20 protein-coding genes are annotated in these 20469 nt (G+C 61.0%); 7 read left to right on the top strand and 13 right to left on the bottom strand.

The genetic code is table 11. From position 1 onward, the window contains the following. Positions 1–99: 99 nt before the first annotated feature. A complete protein-coding gene (gene bkdR / locus BFW87_RS30890; protein WP_078743488.1) occupies positions 100–588 on the top strand; it encodes a Bkd operon transcriptional regulator BkdR in 489 nt (162 codons plus the stop codon). A 147-nt stretch (positions 589–735) separates the two neighbouring features. Here bkdR and BFW87_RS30885 read toward each other — a convergent pair whose 3' ends face one another. Then, a complete protein-coding gene (locus BFW87_RS30885) occupies positions 736–1599 on the bottom strand; it encodes an MBL fold metallo-hydrolase (RefSeq protein ID WP_078743487.1) in 864 nt (287 codons plus the stop codon). Between the two features lie 94 nt (positions 1600–1693). Here BFW87_RS30885 and BFW87_RS30880 point away from each other — a divergent pair, with 94 nt between their 5' ends. From BFW87_RS30880 to BFW87_RS30860, 5 genes are all read left to right on the top strand, one after another. Further along, positions 1694–2029 carry an ArsR/SmtB family transcription factor gene (locus BFW87_RS30880; protein ID WP_017136253.1) on the top strand — a complete coding sequence of 112 codons (336 nt, stop codon included), beginning with the start codon at positions 1694–1696 and terminating at the stop codon, positions 2027–2029. 49 nt (positions 2030–2078) lie between these two features. Further along, positions 2079–3323, top strand: coding sequence for an FAD/NAD(P)-binding oxidoreductase (locus BFW87_RS30875; protein WP_078743486.1), 1245 nt, complete (start codon positions 2079–2081; stop codon positions 3321–3323). Beyond that, a complete protein-coding gene (locus tag BFW87_RS30870; protein ID WP_078743485.1) occupies positions 3324–4130 on the top strand; it encodes a sulfite exporter TauE/SafE family protein in 807 nt (268 codons plus the stop codon). 205 nt (positions 4131–4335) lie between these two features. Next, positions 4336–5982, top strand: coding sequence for an MFS transporter (locus BFW87_RS30865; RefSeq protein ID WP_078743484.1), 1647 nt, complete (start codon positions 4336–4338; stop codon positions 5980–5982). Then, positions 5979–7121, top strand: coding sequence for an HlyD family secretion protein (locus tag BFW87_RS30860; RefSeq protein ID WP_078743483.1), 1143 nt, complete (start codon positions 5979–5981; stop codon positions 7119–7121). Before BFW87_RS30865 ends, BFW87_RS30860 begins: the two co-directional genes overlap by 4 nt. Positions 7122–7185: 64 nt before the next feature. Here BFW87_RS30860 and BFW87_RS30855 read toward each other — a convergent pair whose 3' ends face one another. The 10 genes from BFW87_RS30855 to BFW87_RS30810 all read right to left on the bottom strand — a co-directional run bounded on the left by BFW87_RS30855 (position 7186) and on the right by BFW87_RS30810 (position 16861). After that, complete coding sequence (locus BFW87_RS30855; protein WP_078743482.1) at positions 7186–8091, bottom strand: aldose 1-epimerase; 906 nt, start codon at positions 8089–8091, stop codon at positions 7186–7188. A 160-nt stretch (positions 8092–8251) separates the two neighbouring features. After that, positions 8252–9532, bottom strand: a complete 1281-nt coding sequence (locus BFW87_RS30850) for a TRAP transporter large permease (protein WP_078743481.1) — start codon at positions 9530–9532, stop codon at positions 8252–8254. A gap of 1 nt (position 9533) precedes the next feature. Then, the gene (locus BFW87_RS30845; protein WP_078743480.1) at positions 9534–10061 is read right to left on the bottom strand and encodes a TRAP transporter small permease; all 528 of its coding nucleotides are present in this window, start codon (positions 10059–10061) and stop codon (positions 9534–9536) included. 64 nt (positions 10062–10125) lie between these two features. Beyond that, positions 10126–11088, bottom strand: a complete 963-nt coding sequence (locus BFW87_RS30840; RefSeq protein ID WP_078743479.1) for a TRAP transporter substrate-binding protein — start codon at positions 11086–11088, stop codon at positions 10126–10128. Positions 11089–11141: 53 nt separating this feature from the next. Further along, on the bottom strand, positions 11142–12017 hold the full coding sequence (locus BFW87_RS30835) for an SMP-30/gluconolactonase/LRE family protein (RefSeq protein ID WP_078743478.1): 876 nt from the start codon (positions 12015–12017) through the stop codon (positions 11142–11144). 44 nt (positions 12018–12061) lie between these two features. Further along, entirely contained in the window at positions 12062–12886 is an 825-nt protein-coding gene (locus tag BFW87_RS30830; protein WP_078743477.1) for an NAD-dependent epimerase/dehydratase family protein, read from the bottom strand. Between the two features lie 233 nt (positions 12887–13119). Then, positions 13120–14382 carry an OprD family porin gene (locus BFW87_RS30825; protein WP_078743476.1) on the bottom strand — a complete coding sequence of 421 codons (1263 nt, stop codon included), beginning with the start codon at positions 14380–14382 and terminating at the stop codon, positions 13120–13122. A gap of 260 nt (positions 14383–14642) precedes the next feature. Next, a complete protein-coding gene (copD, locus tag BFW87_RS30820; protein ID WP_078743475.1) occupies positions 14643–15500 on the bottom strand; it encodes a copper homeostasis membrane protein CopD in 858 nt (285 codons plus the stop codon). Between the two features lie 3 nt (positions 15501–15503). Next, positions 15504–15869, bottom strand: a complete 366-nt coding sequence (gene copC, locus BFW87_RS30815) for a copper homeostasis periplasmic binding protein CopC (RefSeq protein ID WP_078743474.1) — start codon at positions 15867–15869, stop codon at positions 15504–15506. Positions 15870–15997: 128 nt separating this feature from the next. Continuing rightward, a complete protein-coding gene (locus tag BFW87_RS30810) occupies positions 15998–16861 on the bottom strand; it encodes a sensor domain-containing diguanylate cyclase (protein ID WP_078743473.1) in 864 nt (287 codons plus the stop codon). Positions 16862–17044: 183 nt separating this feature from the next. Here BFW87_RS30810 and BFW87_RS30805 point away from each other — a divergent pair, with 183 nt between their 5' ends. Continuing rightward, positions 17045–17665, top strand: a complete 621-nt coding sequence (locus BFW87_RS30805) for a TetR/AcrR family transcriptional regulator (protein ID WP_078743472.1) — start codon at positions 17045–17047, stop codon at positions 17663–17665. Positions 17666–17774: 109 nt separating this feature from the next. Here BFW87_RS30805 and preA read toward each other — a convergent pair whose 3' ends face one another. Together preA and BFW87_RS30795 are read right to left on the bottom strand one after the other, a co-directional pair. Then, a complete protein-coding gene (gene preA, locus BFW87_RS30800) occupies positions 17775–19049 on the bottom strand; it encodes an NAD-dependent dihydropyrimidine dehydrogenase subunit PreA (RefSeq protein ID WP_078743471.1) in 1275 nt (424 codons plus the stop codon). Further along, complete coding sequence (locus tag BFW87_RS30795; RefSeq protein WP_078743522.1) at positions 19049–20416, bottom strand: NAD(P)-dependent oxidoreductase; 1368 nt, start codon at positions 20414–20416, stop codon at positions 19049–19051. The genes preA and BFW87_RS30795 overlap by 1 nt, the downstream gene beginning before the upstream one ends. Positions 20417–20469: the final 53 nt, after the last annotated feature.

Below are 20469 nucleotides of genomic sequence, written 5' to 3'. Positions count from 1 at the left end.
GGCGGGGCGTAGAAGAATATTTATCTCTGTTTCATTGCGCTGCGGATCATTTGCGGATAAAAAAACTGCATAAACATAATAAACAGGTGATTTTGTCTCATGCGCAAACTGGACCGTACCGATATTGGCATTCTCAACGCCTTGCAGGAGAACGCCCGCATCACCAACGCCGACCTCGCCCGCTCGGTCAACCTGTCGCCCACGCCGTGTTTCAACCGGGTGAAGGCGATGGAAGAACTGGGCTTGATTCGCGACCAGGTCACGCTGCTCGACGCCGATTTGCTGGGGCTGCACGTCAACGTGTTCATCCACGTGAGCCTGGAAAAGCAGAACGAGCTGGCGCTGCAGCAGTTCGAAGGCGCGATCTCGGATCGGCCGGAAGTGATGGAGTGCTACCTGATGGCGGGGGACCCGGATTATTTGATTCGAGTGTTGGTGCCGACGATCCAGTCGCTGGAGCGCTTCATGATGGACTTTTTGACCAAGGTGCCGGGGGTGGCCAACATCCGGTCGAGCTTTGCGCTCAAGCAAGTGCGCTACAAAACCGCGCTGCCTCTGCCGGCCAACGGCATCAACCTCGGCACCTGATATCCACCTGAATCAACCCTATTCAAATGTGGGAGCTGGCTTGCCTGCGATGGCGGTGGGTCAGCTGGCACATTTGTTACTGATGCACAGCTATCGCAGGCAAGCCAGCTCCCACAGAGTCCAGCATTCAGAGTTGGTCTGGGCATTTCAAAGTTGGTTTAGTGGGATCTTGAGGTAGACAACACCATTCTCTTCCGCCGGTGGCATATGCCCCGCCCGCACATTCACCTGAATCGCCGGCAGCAGCAACGTCGGCATTCCCAGCCCCGCATCCCGCGTCGTGCGCATCTCGACGAACGCCGCCTCATCCACCCCGTCATGCACATGAATATTCCCCGCCCGTTGCTCCGCCACGGTGGTCAGGCATTTGGCCTCGCGGCCTTCGGGTGGGTAGTCGTGGCACACATACAGCTCGGTTTCCAACGGGAACGCCAACAGTTTGCGCATCGACGCATACAATTGCCGCGCATCGCCGCCGGGGAAATCGCAACGGGCAGTGCCCACGTCAGGCATGAACAACGTGTCACCCACCAGAATCAACCGGCCATCGATCAGGTAGGCCATGTCGGCAGGGGTGTGGCCAGGCACATGCAGCGCCTGGGCCTTCAAGTTGCCAATATGAAAGACCTCATCCGGCGCAAACAGGTGATCAAACTGCGAGCCATCCACGCAAAACTCCGGCTCCAGGTTAAACAGTTTCTTGAACACCCCCTGCACCTTGCTGATCGACTGACCAATCGCAATCTTGCCGCCCAACGCACGGCGCAAATAGGGCGCCGCAGACAGGTGATCCGCGTGGGCGTGGGTTTCCAGCAGCCACTGCACCTGCAAACCGCGCTCGTGCACAAACGCGATGACGTTATCCGCGCCGGCCGTATCGGTACGCCCGGAAGCCGGGTCGTAATTGAGCACCGAATCGACAATGGCGCACGGCCCGCCATCGTGTTCATAGATGACGTAGGTGTAGGTCGACGATGCCTCGTCCAGAAAAGCTTGAATCAACGCTGGCATGGCGGCTGTCCCCGATGAAGAAAAAAGTGGTTACAATCAGTTTACGTTTACACATAATGTTTTGAGCTTAAGTGACATAAAGGACCCGAGGCAAATGGAATCTACTCTGAGTGAAGGCGAAGTTGCCCAGTTGCGCGCATCGGCGTCCAAGGCCTGTTCCTTGCTCAAGGCGCTGGCCAATGAAGACCGTTTGTTGATTCTGTGCCAGCTGACCCAGGGCGAGCGCAACGTCGGCGAGCTCGAAACCATGACCGGCGTACGCCAGCCCACCCTGTCTCAACAGTTGGGCATCCTGCGTGACGAAGGGTTGGTCGCCACCCGTCGGGAAGGCAAATACATTTTCTACGGGCTGGCCAGCCACGAAGTGATTCAAGTGATGAAAACACTGTCCGGGCTGTACTGCGGCGCGGTCATTAAAAGCTGGGCGTGACGCCATCCGGCAGCGACCCTTGTGTGCACGATAAGAAAGGCGACTGACCATGAATGAGCAACACTGTGGACCGACCATCAGTGGCGATATCGTAGTCATCGGCGGCGGCTCGGCAGGCATTGGCCTGCTGGCCAGCCTGCTCAAGCGCGACGCCCACCTCAACATCATCCTGATCGAACCCAACGAATTTCATTATTACCAGCCAGCCTGGACCCTGGTCGGAGGCGGTGCCTACGACCTGAAAAAGACCCGCCGCCCGCTGGCCGATGTGCTGCCCAATGGCGTGACCTGGGTGCAAGCCGCCGTCAGCGAGTTGCTGCCCGACGAACAGACGCTGGTGCTCGACAGCGGCCAGCGTGTCAGCTGGCAAAACCTCATCGTGTGCCCCGGACTGCGCCTGGCCTGGGAGAAGGTCGAAGGCCTGCAAGACACCCTCGGCCAGCACGGCGTCACCTCCAACTACAGCTATCAGCACGCGGCCTACACCTGGCAACTGGTGCAGCAACTCAAGGGCGGCAAGGCGATCTTTACCCAGCCCGCCATGCCGATCAAATGCGCGGGCGCGCCGCAAAAGGCGATGTACCTGTCCTGCGATCACTGGCTCAAGCAGGGTGATCTGAAAAACATCAATGTTGAGTTCAACCTGGCTGGCGCCGCACTGTTCGGCGTGCCGACCTTTGTGCCGCCGTTGATGAAATACGTCGAGAAGTACAACGCGCACCTGGCGTTCAATTCCAACCTGGTCAAGGTCGACGGCCCGGCGCGCAAGGCGTGGTTTGAGGTGAAGGACGCCCAGGGCAACGTCGCAGTAGAAGAAAAAACGTTCGACCTGCTGCACGTGGTCCCGCCGCAAGTCGCCCCGGATTTCATCCGCCAAAGCCCGCTGGCCGACGCCGCTGGCTGGTGCGAAGTGAATCCGCAGAGCCTGCAACACCTGCGTTACCCGCACATTTTTGGGCTGGGCGATGTGTGCGGCACCACCAATGCGAAGACCGCTGCGGCGGTGCGCAAGCAAATCGTGGTGGTCGCCGAAAACCTGCTGGCCCTGCGCAAACAGGCGCCGCTGCCGCTCAAATACGACGGCTACGGCTCCTGCCCGCTGACGGTGGAGAAGGGCAAGGTGGTGCTGGCCGAGTTCGGCTACGGTGGGAAGTTGCTGCCAACCTTTCCCCTTGACCCGACCAAAGCGCGACGTTCGATGTGGTTCCTCAAGGCCACGCTGCTGCCGTGGTTCTACTGGAACGGCATGCTCAAGGGCCGCGAGTGGCTGACCCGCCTGAGCAAGGTGGATTAAATGCTGCTGGCAAGTCTGTTGGGATTATTGATGGGCCTGGTCATGGGCCTGACCGGCGCGGGCGGCGGCATCCTCGGGGTGCCGGCGCTGGTGCTGGGGCTGGGGTTGAGCATGACCCAGGCCGCGCCGGTGTCTTTGCTCGCGGTGGGCGCGGCGGCGGCGGTGGGGGCAATCGACGGTTTGCGCCATGGCCTGGTGCGATATCGCGCGGCGTTGCTGATCGCCTTGCTCGGCGCCTTGTTCTCGCCGCTGGGGGTGTATTTCGCCCACCAATTGCAGGAGAAACTGCTGATGGGCCTGTTCAGCGCCTTGATGGTGCTGGTGGCTTGGCGCATGTTGCAGCGCGAAAAGGTGGAGGCCGGGCCGAGTGATCACGGCACTGCGTCCTGGGGCCAGAAAAATTGCATGCTCAACCAGCAAACCGGGCGTCTGGCCTGGACGGCCAAATGCAGCGCGACCCTGGCTGCGTTGGGCGCGATTACGGGTGCAGTGTCGGGCTTGCTGGGTGTGGGTGGCGGCTTTCTGATCGTGCCGGCGTTCAAACAGCTCACCGACGTGCAGATGCGCGGCATCGTCGCCACCTCGTTGATGGTGATCAGCCTGATCTCGCTGATCGGCGTGGCCGGCGCGTTTCATGCCGGCGTCAGCATCGAGCCCATGGGCTGGGTGTTTATTGGCGCAAGCATTGTCGGCATGTTGGTTGGGCGCAGGCTGTGTTCGGTGATCAAGGCGCGAACCCTGCAAGTGGGCTTTGCCAGCCTGTGTGTGGTGGTGGCTGCCGGCATGCTGATCAAGGCCGCGCTCTGATCCTGACTTGAAATACAGTTCAACTGTGGGAGCTGGCTTGCCTGCGATGGCGGTGTGACTGACCCACCGCCATCGCAGGCAAGCCAGCTCCCACACTTTTCACCGTGGCCGCCTTAGACTTGGCAATATGAACGCCGCTCAGGTTTACTACTCCCAGTAGAAAGCGCTCCACCGACCTTGCACGTCGGCTCACCAAGGTCATGCAATGGATAAATACACCCCCCACACCTGGCAGCCCCACGAGCGACCGAGCCTGCCCGGCTCGCCGTCGACGCCGCTGCATTCCACGCCCAAGCGCTGGCTGTTTGCGCTGGTGGGTGTACTGGTGGCGATCACCGGGGGCCTGGGCAACGCGCTGGTTATCGCCAACCTGCAATACTTGCAAGGTGCACTCGGTGCGACCACCGCCGAAATGGCCTGGCTGCCCGCCGCCTATGTGATGACCAACGTCTGCATGAACCTGCTGCTGGTGAAGTTTCGCCAGCAGTTCGGCCTGCGGGCGTTTACCGAGGTGTTTCTGGTGCTGTATGCACTGGTGACCTTCGGCCATTTATTCGTCAACGACCTCAGCTCAGCGATTGCGGTACGCGCGGCCCACGGCATGGTCGGTGCAGCGCTGAGTTCGCTGGGCCTGTATTACATGATCCAGGCATTCCCCGCCAAGTGGCGCTTGAAGGCGCTGGTGCTGGGGTTGGGCACGGCGCAGCTTGCTTTACCCTTGGCCCGGCTGTTCTCCGAAGACTTGCTGCAAATCGCCGAGTGGCGCGGGCTGTACTTGTTCGAACTGGGCATGGCGCTGATCTGTCTGGGCTGCGTGTTCATGCTCAAGCTGCCGCCGGGCGATCGTTTCAAAACCTTTGAAAAACTCGACTTTCTCACCTTCGCCATTCTCGCCACCGGTGTCGCATTGCTGTGCGCGGTGCTGTCCCTGGGGCGCATCGATTGGTGGCTGGAAGCGCCGTGGATCGGTGTGGCGTCAGCCTGTTCTCTGATGCTGATCATGGCCGGCCTGGCCATCGAACATAACCGCGCCAACCCGATGCTGATGACACGCTGGCTCGGCAGCGGAGTGATGATTCGGCTGGCGCTGGCGGTGGTGTTGATTCGCATGGTGCTGTCGGAGCAATCCACCGGCGCCGTGGGGTTCATGCAGATGCTGAACATGAGTTACCAGCAGATGCACACCCTGTACGTGGTGATGCTGGCCGGGGCGATTGCCGGGCTTGCGGTCAGTGCGCTGACGATCAACCCGGCGCATTTGCTGATGCCGTTGATCATCTCTCTGGCACTGATGGCGACCGGTTCGGTGATGGACAGTTTTTCGAGCAACCTGACCCGCCCGCAAAACCTGTATATCAGCCAGTTCCTGCTAGGCTTTGGCGGCACTTTCTTCCTCGGGCCGACCATGGTGCTGGGCACCAAAAACGTGCTGACCAACCCGCGCAACCTGGTGAGTTTCTCGGTGATGTTCGGGATTTGCCAGAACCTTGGCGGGCTGATCGGCGCGGCCTTGCTCGGCACTTTTCAGATCGTGCGCGAGAAATACCATTCGAGCATGATCGTCGAGCACCTGACCCTGCTCGACCCGCGTGTGGCCGCGCGCGTGCAGAGCGGCGGCTCGGCCTACGGCGGCATCATTGCCGACCCGGAGTTGCGCAACCTGATGGGCATCCGCAGCCTGGCCACGGCGGCGACCCGTGAGGCGAACGTGATGGCTTACAACGATGTCTTCATGCTGATCGCGATCATCGCGATCCTGACCATGATCTGGATCTTTATCCGCAGCCTGTGGCTGATGAGCACCACCAAAGCAGCAGCCCCTCCCGTTCAACCCAGCGGCGTAACTCAATGACTGAAACGACCACCACCACCAATGCCGTTGCCTCCACCCCTGAAGGCACAACACCCGCAGGGTCAACCGTGACTGAGCCACGCTCGTTGCGGGTGCGCATTATCTCCTCGCTGGGCTTTGCCGCGATTGCCATCGTCGGCGTGCTGATCGTGTTGTATGCCTGGCAATTGCCACCGTTCAGCAGTGCGGTGGAAACCACCGAAAACGCCTTGGTACGCGGGCAGGTGACGATTATCGGCCCGCAGCTCAGCGGTTATGTGTTTGAAGTGCCGGTGCAGGACTTCCAGTACGTAAAGGCCGGCGATTTGCTGGTGCGCCTGGACGACCGCATTTACAAGCAGCGCCTCGACCAGGCGCTGGCGCAACTGGCCGTGCAGAAGGCCGGGTTGGCCAATGTGGTGCAGCAACGCAACAGTGCCGAGGCCACGATCAAATTGCGCCAGGCGGCGTTGGCGGACAGCGAGGCTCAGGCACGCAAGAGCACCGCCGACTTGCGCCGCAACGAAGAACTGATCAGCGACGGCTCAGTGTCCAAACGCGAGCTGGACGTGACCCGCGCCGCGAATGCGCAGACCATCGCGGCAGTGGCGCAGGCCCAGGCCAGCCTGGAAATTGCGCGGCAGGACTTGCAGACGGTGATCGTCAATCGCGGTTCGCTGGAAGCCTCCGTCGCAAGCGCCGATGCGGCCGTTGAGCTGGCGCGGATTGACCTGTCCAACACCCGCATCACCGCGCCGCGTGACGGCCAGCTGGGGCAGATTGGCGTGCGCCTGGGCGCCTACGTCAATTCCGGCGCGCAGTTGATGGCGCTGGTGCCGCACCAGCTATGGGTGATCGCGAACATGAAAGAAACCCAGATGGACAATGTGCAGGTCGGCCAGCCGGTGACCTTCACCGTGGATGCGCTAAACCACCGCAAGTTTCACGGCACGGTGCAGCATATCTCCCCGGCGACCGGGTCGGAGTTCAGCCTGTTGCAGGCGGACAATGCCACCGGCAACTTCGTGAAGATCGCCCAGCGTGTGCCGGTGAGGATCACGGTGGACCCGGATCAGGCCGAGAGCGATCGCCTGCGGCCGGGGTTGTCGGTGGTGGTGAGTATCGACACGGCGGGGCGCCTTAAAAACAGCCCGCCCTGAATAGACTCGGTCAATTGTGGGAGCTGGCTTGCCTGCGATAGCGGCCGGTCAGTTGATGCATCTTTTAATGGTGCATCGCCATCGCAGGCAAGCCAGCTCCCACAGTTGGACTGTATTTCAGGCTGAATTCCAGCTGGGTCGACTGGCCTTGTTCTAACAGCTTCAGCCCTGGGCGCCCTGGCAAATGGTGGGCATTCACCGGATGACTCACCGGCTCGATGCAAAAGAACTCGAACTCGGGCGGGCAGAACAGCAGGAAGTAATCCGCGCCGCTGGCCTGGCATTCCAGCGCATACCCCAGCTCCGGCTGTTCAATCCGGCAATGCCCGTCCCACGCGCAAAAGCCATTGTCCACCAGCCTGTCCGGCAGGCTTTTGAGCTGTTGGAAGTCCCAGTCCGCCGGTATCGGCGCCAGGCCGGTGGGCAGCTTCGAGGCATCACTCAGCCACACCTGCGAGGCCTTCGCCTGCAATCGGGTACCCGGCCGGCGCGGCAAATACGGGTGTAACCCTAACCCGTGCCATGCAGCTTTTTCTGCCAGATGTGTCACGCGCAGGGTGATGCTCAACGCCCCGTCACTCAACTTGAAGCGCTGCTCGGCGCGATAGGCGAACGGCGTATCACACTCAACCGCCAGCAGCACTTCATCGGCTGAATGGCTGACCACCTGCCATACCTGCTGCCACGCCGAACCATGAATGGGCAGCGGGTCCGTAAGGCTATTGGGTGTCAATGGTAGCCAACCGTCAGGGTTGTCAAACCCGCCTTCGGCAACCCGGTTGGACCACGGCGCCAGCGGATAACAGCCGAGCTTGCCCGGCAAACCGGTGTTCACGGCCTGTTCATCGCTATGGCGTAACAGCGGCTGGCCGGTGGCGATGACCGTCCAGTTGACGATGCTGCCGCCCGTGGCTGGCGCCAGGGTGAGGCGGGTGAGTTGATCATTGAGTTCGATGAAGTCAGAAGGCATGGTGTCCTGCCGTATGCAATAGAACAAACACAGAGGTTCAATGTGGGAGCTGGCTTGCCTGCGATAGCAATCTATCAGTTGATGCACCAGTGGCTGATACACCGCTATCGCAGGCAAGCCAGCTCCCACAGTTGATCTCATTTGTTCTTGATAATGGTGATTACAACACCACACCCGGCAGCCACAGCGACAGCGCAGGAATGTAGGTCACCGCCATCAGCACCAGAAACAACACCCCATAAAACGGCAGCAGCGCCTTCACGGTTTTCTCGATGCTGACCTTGCCCACCGCCGCGCCCACAAACAGCACCGCGCCCACCGGCGGGGTGATCAGGCCAATCCCCAGGTTCACCAGCATGATCATGCCGAAGTGCACCGGGTCTACACCGATGCCCAGCACCACCGGCAATAGAATCGGCGTGAGGATCAAAATCAGCGGCGCCATGTCCATCACCGTGCCGAGCAACAACAGCATGGCGTTGATGCACATCAGAATCACGTAACGGTTGTCCGAGAGGGTGAGGAACATCGTGGTGATCTTCGCCGGGATCTGCATCAGCGTCATGATGTAGCCGAAGCTGGCAGCGAAGGCGATCAGGATCATTACGATGGAAATGGTGCGCACCGTGCGGTGCATCAGCTTGGGCAGCTCGCTCCATTTGTAGTCGCGGTAGATGAACATGGTCACGAAGAACGCCCACAGCACGGCAATCGCGGCGGACTCGGTGGCGGTGAAGATGCCCGAGAGAATGCCGCCCAGGATGATCACCATGGCCATCAGGCCCCACAATGCGTCGGCGCAGATTTTCAGCGCTTGCTTGAGCGGGATGACTTCGCCCTTGGGGTAGTCGCGTTTCTTCGCGAAGATCAGGCACAGCACCATCAGGCACGCGCTCATCAGCAAGCCCGGGACCACGCCGGCCATGAACAGCGAGGCGATGGACACCGTGCCGCCGGCCGCCAGCGAGTAGAGCACCGAGTTATGGCTGGGGGGCGTCAACAATGCCTGCACCGAGCCGCTGATGGTCACCGCCGTGGCGAATTCACGGGGATAGCCGCGGCGTTCCATTTCCGGGATCAGCACCGAGCCGACCGAAGCGGTGTCCGCAACCGACGAGCCGGAAATTGCGCCGAAAAACGTCGAGGCCATGATGTTGACCAACGACAAGCCGCCGCGCACAAAGCCCACCAGCACCCCGGCAAACGCCACCAGCCGCCGCGACATGCCGCCCTCGGCCATGATCGCGCCAGCCAGCACGAAGAACGGAATCGCCATCAGCGAAAACTTGTTCACGCCGCCTGCTACCTGAATCATCAGGGCCTGAAACGGAATGTCGATCCACCACGCGCCAATCAGCGCCGACAACCCGAGGGCGTAGGCCACCGGCATGCCGATCAGGATCAGGGCGATAAAGCTGCCCAACAGAATCAATGCGTCCATATCAGGCAGCCCCTTCGCTTTCTTCTACCAGGTCGAAGCGCACCACGCGCCGGTTGCTCTGGTCACCCAGCAGGAGTTTTTCCAGCACAAAGATCAGCGTCAGCAGCCCGCCAATCGGGATCGGCATATAGGTGATGCCCACGCGCAGGGTGGGGATGGCGCTCATGAACTGGTTCCAGGTGGACAGGCACAGCTTGCTGCCCCAGATCGTCATGAACAGGCAAATGGTCGCCATCAGCAGTTGGGAAAAAATGCCGACTAGACGCCGCTGTTGGGCGGGCAGGCGGTCGGTGATCATCGCCACCGACATGTGCGCCCCGGCGCGGTAACTGGCCGCTGCGCCGATAAAGGTAAACACCAGCATCAACAGAATGGCGGTGGGCTCCGGCCAGCTTGAGCCGGTGCCGAGGATGTAGCGGGCGAAGATGCCCCAGGGGATGATCAGCGCGACTCCCAAAACCGAGAGGCCGGCGACCCAGATGCAGGTCATGTAAATGCGGTCGTTGATGCGCAGCACTAAATTCTTCATGGCGTTCACCGTAACCGGGCGCGTCGATGCCGACCGCGCCGGGCCTAGCTAAAAGAGAGGGTGATTACTCGACGGCGTCGATGCGCTTGATGATGTCGGCGTAGGCCGCACCGTATTTCGCGCGAACGGGCGCCGTCGCGTCATAGAAGGGTTTTTTGTCGACGGTGATGAACTCGACGCCGGCGGCCTTGAGCTTGGTTTCACTGCTTGCCGACTTGGCGTCCCACAGCACGCGCTCGTCCGCCTGGGCGGCCTTGGCGGCGTTTTTCACCATGACTTGCTGCGCAGGGGTGAGCTTGTTCCAGGTGATTTTCGACATCACGATGGGCTCGGGCAGAATCAGGTGTTCGGTGAGGGTGTAGAACTTGGCGTTCTGGAAGTGGTTGTGTTCGAGCAGGGTCGGCGGGTTGTTTTCCGCGCCGTCGATCACACCGGTCTGCAGGGCGCTGAAGATCTCGCCGGTGTCCATCGCGATGCCGTTGGCGCCCATTTCATTGAAGGCTTCAATGAACAGCGGGTTGCCTTGCACGCGAATCTTCATGCCCTTGAGGTCTTCGATCTTGCGCACCGGTTTTTTGGTGTAGAGGTTGCGCGTGCCGCCATCCATCCAGCCCAGCGCTACCAGGCCGAACTCGGAGTCGGTGATTTTCGCGAGGATCTCGTCGCCGATTTCGCCGTCGATGACTTTGCGCATGTGCGCCTGGTCACGGAACACGAAGGGCAAGTTGAACACGTTCACATCCGGCACCACGGGCCCGACGATGCCGAGGCTGACGCGGGTCATCTGGATCGCGCCGACCTGGGCTTGTTCGACTACTTCTTTTTCCGACCCGAGCACACCGCCCGGAAAGTACTTGAAGGTCAGCTCGCCATTGCTTTCCTTGGTCAGGGCTTTGCCCATGTTTTCTTCAGCGACGACGGTGGGGTAGCCGGCGGGGTGGATGTCGGCGAATTTGATTTCCAGCGCGTGAGCGGCGCCGCAGAGGGTGAAAAATGCAGCGGCCAGCAAGGTGCGTTTGAAGTCCATGGGGGGTCTCTCCTGTCTTTTTATTGTTGTATTCAAGGCACAGCGATGCAGCTTTAGAGCGTGAAGCGGGGTTCGGCCAGTCCTTGTACGCCGGGGTTGAGGGCGAATACGCCGCCGGACAGCGACTGTTCACTGTTGTCGTCGCGAATCGAGGTGACGAACAGCGTGTCCAGGCGGCTGCCGCCGAAGGCGCACATGGTGGGTTTTTTCACCGGGACGGTGAGGGAGCGGTCGAGGCGTCCGTCGGGGGTAAAGCGGTGAATCAAGCCAGCGTCGTTGGCGCAGATCCAGTAGCAGCCGTCGGCGTCCACCGCCGCGCCGTCGGGGCGGCCGAGGAAGTGGTGCATGTCTACAAATACGCGGCGATTGGTCGGCGTGCCGGTGTCGATGTCGTAGTCGAAGGCCCAGATCTGCTGCACCAAAGGGTGCGAATCCGAGGCATACATCGTGCGCCCGTCGGGGCTGAAGGCCAGGCCGTTGAGGGTGATAAACCCGCCGAGTGCCGCGTGGGGCGCCGACCCTGAGGCGTAGCGGTAAAGCGTGCCCTCGGCCGCGTTCAGGCCCATGTTCAAAACCATGCTGCCGGCCCAGAAACGGCCCTGGCGATCGCAGCGACCATCGTTCAAGCGCATGTCCGTACGGGGGTGCTCGACGCCGGCCAACGGCGTGGTGTCGAGGCTGCCGTCATTGTGCGGGGTAAGCTGGAAAAACCCCGTTTCCATGCCCGCGACCCAGTTGCCCGCGTCGGTGCGGGCAATGCAGGCGAGCATCTGCGGAGCTTTCCAGGCGGCGATATGCCCGGTGGCGGCGCTCCAGCGTTGCAGGCCGCCGTTGGGAATGTCCACCCAGTACAGCGCGTTTTCCTCGGGCACCCACACCGGGCATTCGCCCACGGCATTGCGGGCGTCAACGATCAATTCTGCCGTCATGACCACTCATTCCTTTGGGTTGATGGGCGGGGGTTGGTGTGCGCTTAGTCACCGAACGGACCGGCTGCGCAAAATGCGCCACCCTGATAGACCTTGGCCGGGTCATCAGCGGCCACCGGCGGCTGGGTTTCGACCTGGGCGCGGAACACTTCGGAGTTGTCTTTGGGGGCAAAGCCCAAGTGCGCGGCGTAGCGGTTGTCCCACCAGGTGTCGAGGTTATCCGACATGCCGTAGACCACGGTGTGGCCGACGTTCGGGGTGTACAGCGCGCGTTCGAGCAGTTGGGTCAGGTCATCGAAGCTCAGCCAGGTGTGCATCATTCGGCGGTTTTGCGGTTCCGGAAACGAAGAGCCGATGCGGATGCTCACGGTCTCGATGCCGTAACGGTCGAAGTAGAAGCTGGCCATGTCTTCGCCGTAGGACTTGGACAGGCCGTAGTAGCTGTCCGGGCGGCGAGGGGAGTGGGCGTCGATGGTTTCGCCCTGCTTGTAGAAGCCGATCACGTGGTTGGAACTGGCAAAGATCACGCGTTTTACGCCATGGCGGCGCGCGGCTTCGTAGATATGGAAAATGCCGCTGATGTTGGCGCCAAGGACTTCTTCGAAAGAGCGCTCAACGGACACGCCGCCGAAATGCAGGATGGCGTCGACGCCTTCCACCAGGTGGTGCACGGCTTGTTTGTCGGCGAGGTCGCACGCTTGCACTTCTTCGGATTCATCAGCAGCCGGTGCCATATCGGCAATGTCCGACAGGCGCAGCACCTGGGCATAAGGGCGCAGCCGTTCGCGCAGGACTTTGCCGAGGCCGCCGGCGGCACCGGTGAGCAGCAGGCGGTTGAATGGAACAGGCGTGGAGGTGGTCGTGGTCATGGGGGTTCCATTGTTGTTGTAGGTTGTCGTATGACTTGGTGGAAGTATCGTTAGTGATTCCCCAGGTTGTCAACGCCCGTCCTGACTAATGGGGTCAAATGTGGGGCTTGTGTGGGAGCTGGCTTGCCTGCGATGGCATCACCGCAGTGTGACTGGCATACCGAGGTGCTTGCATCGCAGGCAAGCCAGCTCCCACACAAGCTAAATCCCGGACAGCTCCCACATTGATCGAGTTACAACAACGAAATCGGGTAGCTGATAAAAATCCGGTTCTCATCAAATTGGTTATTGCTGAAGTCCCGACGCATGGTCGCGTTGCGCCAGCGCACATTCAAATCCTTCAGCGTGCCGCTCTGCACGGTGTAGGCCAGTTCCGACTCGCGGCCCCATTCCTTGCCGTCGGTGATCGCCCCGGTGTGCACGTTATTGCCGCTGATATAGCGGTTCATCATGGTCAGCCCCGGAATCCCCAGCACCACAAAGTTGAAGTCATGGCGCACTTGCCAGGATTTTTCCTTGGCGTTGTCGTAGCTGGCGTTGTAGCTGTCGTTGGCCAGGGTGCCGCCACTGGTGCCGTTGACCTTCATCCACACGCTGTCGCCGGTAAGCTTTTGCAGGCCCACGTAGAAGGCGTTGCCCTTGTATTTGGCCGAGAGCAGGGCGAAGGCGGTCTTGTTGTCGAGGTCGCCGGCCAGTGCGCTGCCGTCTTCCTTGCCGATGAAGTAACCGAGGTTGGCGCCCAGGGTCCAGTCGCCGACCGGTTGGCTGTGGGTCAGGTTGAAATACTTTTGCTGGTAGATGTCGCTCAACTCGGCGTACCACACGCCGACCTGGGTGCGCTTGTCGTTGAAGGTGTATTCGCCGCCGCCGAAGTTGAAACGGTCGGAGGTGAACGCAGCTTTGCCGTTCATGAACATGTCTTCCATGCTCGCGTCGTTGCGCGGGCTGTTGCCCCGGAACTGGCCGCCGTACAGCGTCAAACCGTCGATTTCCTTCGAGGTTACCTGGCCGCCACGGAAGGTCTGCGGCAGCGAGCGACCATCGTCGGAGCGCAGGATCGGCAGCACGGGCATCCACTCGCCGACCTTCAATTCGGTCTGCGACAGCTTTGTTTTGAGTGCCACGCCCAGGCGTCCAAAGTTGTCGGCAGGGCGGCCGTCGCTGTGGATCGGTAACAATTGCGTGCCGCCGGTGCCCTTGCCGCCATCCAGCTTTTGCGAATACAGCCCCAACACATCCAGCCCGAAACCCACGGTGCCCCGGGTGAAGCCGGACTTGGCGTCGAGAATGAAGTTCTGCGTCCACTCTTCAGCCTTGGCCTGGGGGTAGGTCGGGTCGGTGAAGTTGCGGTTGAAGTAGGCGTTGCGCAGGTTGAGCGTGGCGGTGGCGTCTTCGAGAAACCCGTCGGCCTGAGCGCTGAGGGGAAGGGTGAACGCCAGGCTGCCGAGGCCGATAAGACCGAGACGCGAGGACGAATTGCGGGCGAATTGACTCACAGTGAAGCTCCCTTTCGTTTGTTGTTTTTATTATTTGTCGTACGTCGTCGTACAACATTGCGCGGATATTTGCGGGGTTTTGGCGGGGTGTCAAGCAGAAGTTATACGATGACTCGTTCGTCATTAGTCAAAAGCGCGCACGGTCAATGTGGGAGCTGGCTTGCCTGCGATGCTGGCAACTCGGTCCTGCAGATAGACCGAGGCGATGCCATCGCAGGCAAGCCAGCTCCCACAGTTGAGCGTGTTTAAACCGGGGAATTTTAGTTGGCCATGACCATCCGCGGCAGGGTGCCAAGCAGCGAAACAGCCGCCACTGCGGACACACCCAGTAACCATTCCAGCATCACGCTGGCCTTCAAACTGCCCCGGCGCTCTTCGCAGTGATCAATGCGCAACCGGTTCAACAGCGCCAACGCCAACATGCCGAGCACCAGCAGCACCTTGATCAACAGAATCAACGCAAAACCATCAAACAGCGGCGTGGGCCACAGCTGCCCGGTGAGCACACGCACGTTGATCAACCCGGTCACCAATAACCCAACCACCAGGCCATAACCGACGCCGCTGAAACGCCGCAGAATTGGCTCCAGCGCATACCGCGCCGGTTCGCGCAGGATCAACACCAGCAACAACAGCCCGCCCAGCCAGGCGCCGACGCACACCAGATGCACCACTTGGTTGAGAATCAACAGTTGCCCGCTCAACCCGTTGAGCATCGCGCCATGCCCCACCGGCGCGAGTGTGGCCAGTAGCAATGCAGCCAACGGCAAGCGCAGGGCCGGCCAGGGTTTGATCAGTACGATGACCAGCAACAGGTTCAGCACCAGATGCCAGACCCACACTTGGCCAAAGAAGGTTTTGCCCAGTACCAACTGCACGGTCGCCGGTTGCAGCGCCGCGTCCCAACTGCCCGCCATGCTGGCGGTGATCAACAGCAGCCACGCCACGCCGGAGCCGAGCCCGACCCAGGCCAGGCCACGGGTGATGCGCAGCAGGTGCCGGTCCAGCGCCGGTTGCAGTTCAGTGCCGAGCAACAGAGGCCTGAACACGCAGGCCCCGAACATCAGCAGCACGACGATGAAATGCAGGAAGCGGCACAGCACCAGCAGGGTCGCCATGGGTTATTGGCCGACCTTGAAGGTGTATTCGCCATTGCTCTTGTGGGTGTCGACCGACACGGCGTTCCACACCACCTTGTAGTTACCGGCGGCCAGTGGCGCAGCGGGGGTGACTACCAGCACTTTTTTGTCGGCGTCCGGGGTTTCAAGGCCTTTGATTGCGATTTCGGTGCCGTCTTTGCTCAGTGACACTTTGGTGAAGGTGGCCTCGACGCCTTCGCTGAAGGTCAGGCGCAAGTCGGCGGGGGCGGCGACGGTGCTGTCGGCCGCAGGGGTCGAGCTTTTCAGGTGGGCGTGGGCAAACGCCGCCGAGGCGCCGAGCAGGGAAGCGAGCAGGGCGACGGTGGTCAGGGTTTTCTTGATCAGCATTGTTCAATACCTCAAGGTTAAGGGGGGCGGTAGAGCCATGTGCAGCAAGGTGACGGCGATCCTAACCAATCCATTTTCCATGGGGAAGGCTCGCGCAAGAAGTTTCACTTGGCCCCGTTTGCGGTTGATCACTCAACGGCAAACCTGCGCCGTTTGGTCTGGTACATCGCCCCGTCTGCATGGCTGAGCAGCGTGTCGGCGTCTTCACCGTCTGCCGGGTAAAACGCCACGCCGATGCTGCAGGACGGCATCTTGACCCCGTCAAACCCGGCACCCAGCGGTTCTGCCATGACCGCGAGTATCTGCGCCACTTTTGCGCCAACGGCCTCCTGCGACTGGATGTCGGTCAGCAGCACCGTGAACTCATCGCCACCCATCCGCGCCACCAGGTCACCCTCACGCACACAGCGCTCCAGCCGCCGGGCAATCACGCAGAGCACTCGATCACCCACCGCATGGCCATGCACGTCGTTGATGCCCTTGAAGTCATTGGCGTCCAGAAACAGCAGGGCAAAGGTGCTGTTCTGACGCTGCGCTGCCTGCAGGGCCGCGTCCAGGCCCTCATTGAACAGTGAACGGTTGGTGAGCGCCGTCAGCGGGTCGTGATGGGCGAGGAAGCGTAACTCTTCCTCGGCCTGTGTGAGGGCCGTCACGTCCCTCGCCACGCCGATCCGCGCCCCCACCTCCTCGGACCAGAACGCCGCCCACAGGATGTGTACGACGCCGCCATCCTTGCGGATATAACGGTTGCGAAAATCGACGTGGGGCTTGCCGTTCATGACCCGCACTATCGAGGCCCGGGTGCGCGCCAGGTCCTCAGGGTGCATGTAGCCGGTGATGAGGGTGCCGGTCAGCTCGTCGGCGCGGTAACCGAGCAACGCTTCACAGGCATCGCTCACAAAGACGATCTGGTTGTCACTGTCGACCACGAAGACCGTGTCCAGCATCAGGTGGATCAGTTTGGGGTAGAGGGCTTGCAGGTCAACGGCCATAGGTCAGGGGGTCCGGTTCAGATTCGCCGATCATAGCCCGATCCATCGATCAACGGCGCATCGCTGCGGCGCGTCCGGACGACCTGCCGGGTACGCTGAAGGTAAAAGTGAAGGCGTGTGGCCTAATGCGGCGGTTCGTGATGTGATGGCGCATCCAAAACAGTGAGTGAGCTTGCAGTATCCATGGGCAATCACAAGATCGGAATTCGTCAGGCCAACGTCGACAAAATCCTGCTGGCGGCGGAAAAAATCTTCGCCGAGAAGGGCTACGGCAGCACCGCCATGGCCGACATCGCGCAAGAAGTGCAGCTGCCGCGTTCCAACCTGCATTACTACTTCACCACCAAAAGCGAGCTGTACAGCGCGGTACTGTTCGACCTGCTGGACGTGTGGAAGCAGGATGCCCTGAGCTTTGAAACCTTCGATGACCCGCGGGTAGTGCTCAGCAGCTACATCCGCGCCAAGATGCAGCGCTCGCGCACGCGGCCGTATGGATCCAAAGTCTGGGCGAATGAAATCATCCACGGCGCGCCGACCCTCGGTGAGGCGCTGGACGAAAGCCTGTACGACTGGGCCAAGATGAAGGAAGCGAAAATTCGCCAGTGGGTGGAGGACAAACGCATCCTGCCGGTGGAGCCGTCGAGCCTGCTGTACATGATTTGGGCGTCGACCCAGCACTATGCGGACTTTGATCATCAGGTGAAGATTTTGAATGACCATCAGCCGTTGTCGGACATGCAGTTCGAGAAGGCGATTCAGACGGTGACGGGGGTGATTCTTCGCGGGATTGGGTTGGAGCCCTGATTTTTGGGTGAGGCTTAGGGCCTCATCGCAGGCAAGCCAGCTCCCACATTTGAATGTGTTCACAAATCAACTGTGGGAGCTGGCTTGCCTGCGATAGCGGTCTACAGAACTACACCGCCTCCCGGTAAGGATTCCTCGGGTCCTGCGTCCAGTTCAAAAACGGCTTGCCCGTGTCTATCGGCACCATCTCGATACAATCGGCCACCGGGCAGGTGATCTGGCACAAATTGCATCCCACGCACTCATCATCGATCACCTCGTACACATGCGTCCCGTCTGCCTGTTTCAAACTGGCAATGGCCTGGTGCGACGTGTCCTCACACGCAATATGGCAACGCCCACAGCCAATGCACGCCTCCTGATCAATCTTCGCAATTATCTGATAGTTGATGTCCAGGTACTTCCAGTCCGTGGTATTGCCCACGGCTCGGCCGGAAAATTCCTGCAAGCTTTTGTAGCCTTGGCTGTCCATCCAGCGCGACAGCCCGTCCTTCATCTCTTCCACAATCCGAAACCCATGCAGCATCGCCGCCGTGCACACCTGCACCGCGCCGCAGCCCAACGCGACGAATTCCGCTGCGTCGCGCCAGTTGCCGATGCCGCCAATGCCGCAGATCGGCAGGCCTTGGGTCTGTGGGTCGCGGGCGATTTCGGCGACCATGTTCAGCGCAATCGGCTTGACCGCCGAGCCGCAATAGCCACCGTGAGTGCTTTGGGTGCCCACCATCGGCAGGGCGACCATGCGCTCCAGGTCCACACTGGTGATGGAATTGATGGTGTTGATCAGCGACACCGCGTCCGCGCCACCGCGATAGGCGGCCCGCGCAGCCACGCGGATGTCGGTGATGTTCGGCGTGAGTTTGACGATCACCGGCAGCGAGCAGTAGGTCTTGCACCAGCGCGTCACCTGTTCCACATACTCCGGCACTTGGCCGACCGCCGCGCCCATGCCGCGCTCAGGCATGCCGTGGGGGCAACCGAAATTCAACTCGATGCCATCGCAGCCGGTGGCTTCCACCAGCGGCAGGATGTTTTTCCAGGATTCTTCAACGCACGGCACCATCAGCGACACGATCAGCGCGCGGTCCGGCCAATCCTTTTTCACCTGAGTGATTTCCCGCAGGTTGATCTCCAGCGAGCGGTCGGTGATCAGCTCGATATTGTTGATGCCCAGCACGTCACGGTTGGCGCCGTAGTGCGCCGAGTAGCGCGACGATACGTTGACCGCTGCCGGGTCTTCGCCGAGGGTTTTCCAGACCACGCCGCCCCAGCCGGCTTCAAAGGCGCGGACCACGTTGTAGGCCTTGTCGGTCGGCGGCGCGGAGGCCAGCCAGAACGGGTTGGGGGCTTTGATACCGGCAAATACAATCGAGAGATCGGCCATTACGCAGCCTCCACGTTCAGCATGAGTTGGGCGTGCATGGCTTCAGCGGCCAGCTTGCCGTGTTGCACCGCTTGCACGGTGAGGTCCTGGCCGAGGCTGACGCAATCGCCGCCGGCATACACACCGGGAATGCTGGTGCGCAGCTGTTCATCGACGAAGATCCGCTCGCCTACGCGGTGCAGCTGTTGGGCCAGCGGGTCGTGCAGGGCCTCGTTGTCGAAGCCTTGCCCGATGGCTTTGAAGATGGCGTCGGCGGCCAGTTCGAAGGTTTCGCCGGTGGGGTGCAGGCGACCGTTTTCCATGCGTGTGCGCAGGAAACGCATACCGCGCACGTTGCCATGTTCGTCGAGCAAGACTTCTTCGGGCTGGGCCCAGGTCAGCAGGCGGACCTGATTGGCCTTGGCTATGTCTTGTTCGTGGTGAGTGGCGCCCATGTCCGCCAAGCCACGGCGATAGACCAGGTTCACGTCGCGCGCGCCGAGGCGGGCCATTTGCACGGCCATGTCGATGGCGGTGTTGCCCGCGCCGAGCACGATGCAGCGGTCGGCGAGGGGCAGTTGGCTCAGGTCATCGGCCTGGCGCAGTTCGCGGATGTAGTCGGTGGCGGCAAGCAAGCCGGGTGCGTCTTCGTGGGGCAGGCCGAGCTGTTTGCTGGCCGCGAGGCCCAGGCCGAGGAACACGGCATCGAATTGCTGGTGCAGTTCGCTCAGGGTCAGGTTGTCGCCCAAACGCTGGCCGTGACGAATTTCGATGCCGCCGATTTGCAGAAGGAAATCCAGTTCCTTCTGGGCAAAATCATCCACCAGTTTGTACTTGGCGATCCCGTATTCATTCAGGCCGCCGGCTTTTTCCCGGGCTTCGAAGATCACCACGTCATGGCCGTGCAAGGCGCTGCGGTGCGCGCAGGACAAACCCGCCGGCCCGGCGCCGACCACGGCGATGCGCTTGCCGGTGGGCGCGGCGCGTTGGAAGGGGTGTTCACTGAAGTGCGCATTGTCGATGGCGTAGCGTTGCAACAGGCCGATCAGCACCGGGGCGCATTCTTCGGCGTTGTTGCGCACGCAGGCTTGCTGGCAGAGGATCTCGGTAGGGCAGACTCGGGCGCAGCTGCCGCCGAGGATGTTGGCCGAAAGGATTTTCTGCGCAGCGCCTTGTACGTTTTCGGTGTGGATATTGCGGATGAACGACGGGATGTCGATTTCGCTGGGGCACGCGTTTACGCACGGCGCGTCATAGCAATACAGGCAGCGCGAGGCTTCCAGTTGCGCCTGCCGGGCATTGAGCGGCGGTGCCAGGTCGGTGAAATGGCTGGCGAGCGTCGGCCCGTCCTCGGTGGGATGGGGGAGGTGGGTCAGGGTCTGGATCACGGTGTTGGCCTCACGGTTTTTTTGGGTTGCCTCTAACTGGGCATTTTTTGTTG

It is taken from the genome of Pseudomonas fluorescens (genome assembly GCF_002022275.1).
Classification (GTDB): Bacteria; Pseudomonadota; Gammaproteobacteria; order Pseudomonadales; family Pseudomonadaceae; genus Aquipseudomonas; species Aquipseudomonas fluorescens_AJ.
The sequence above is the reverse complement of the archived record's forward strand: the minus strand, read 5'-3'. Positions and strand labels throughout refer to the sequence as shown.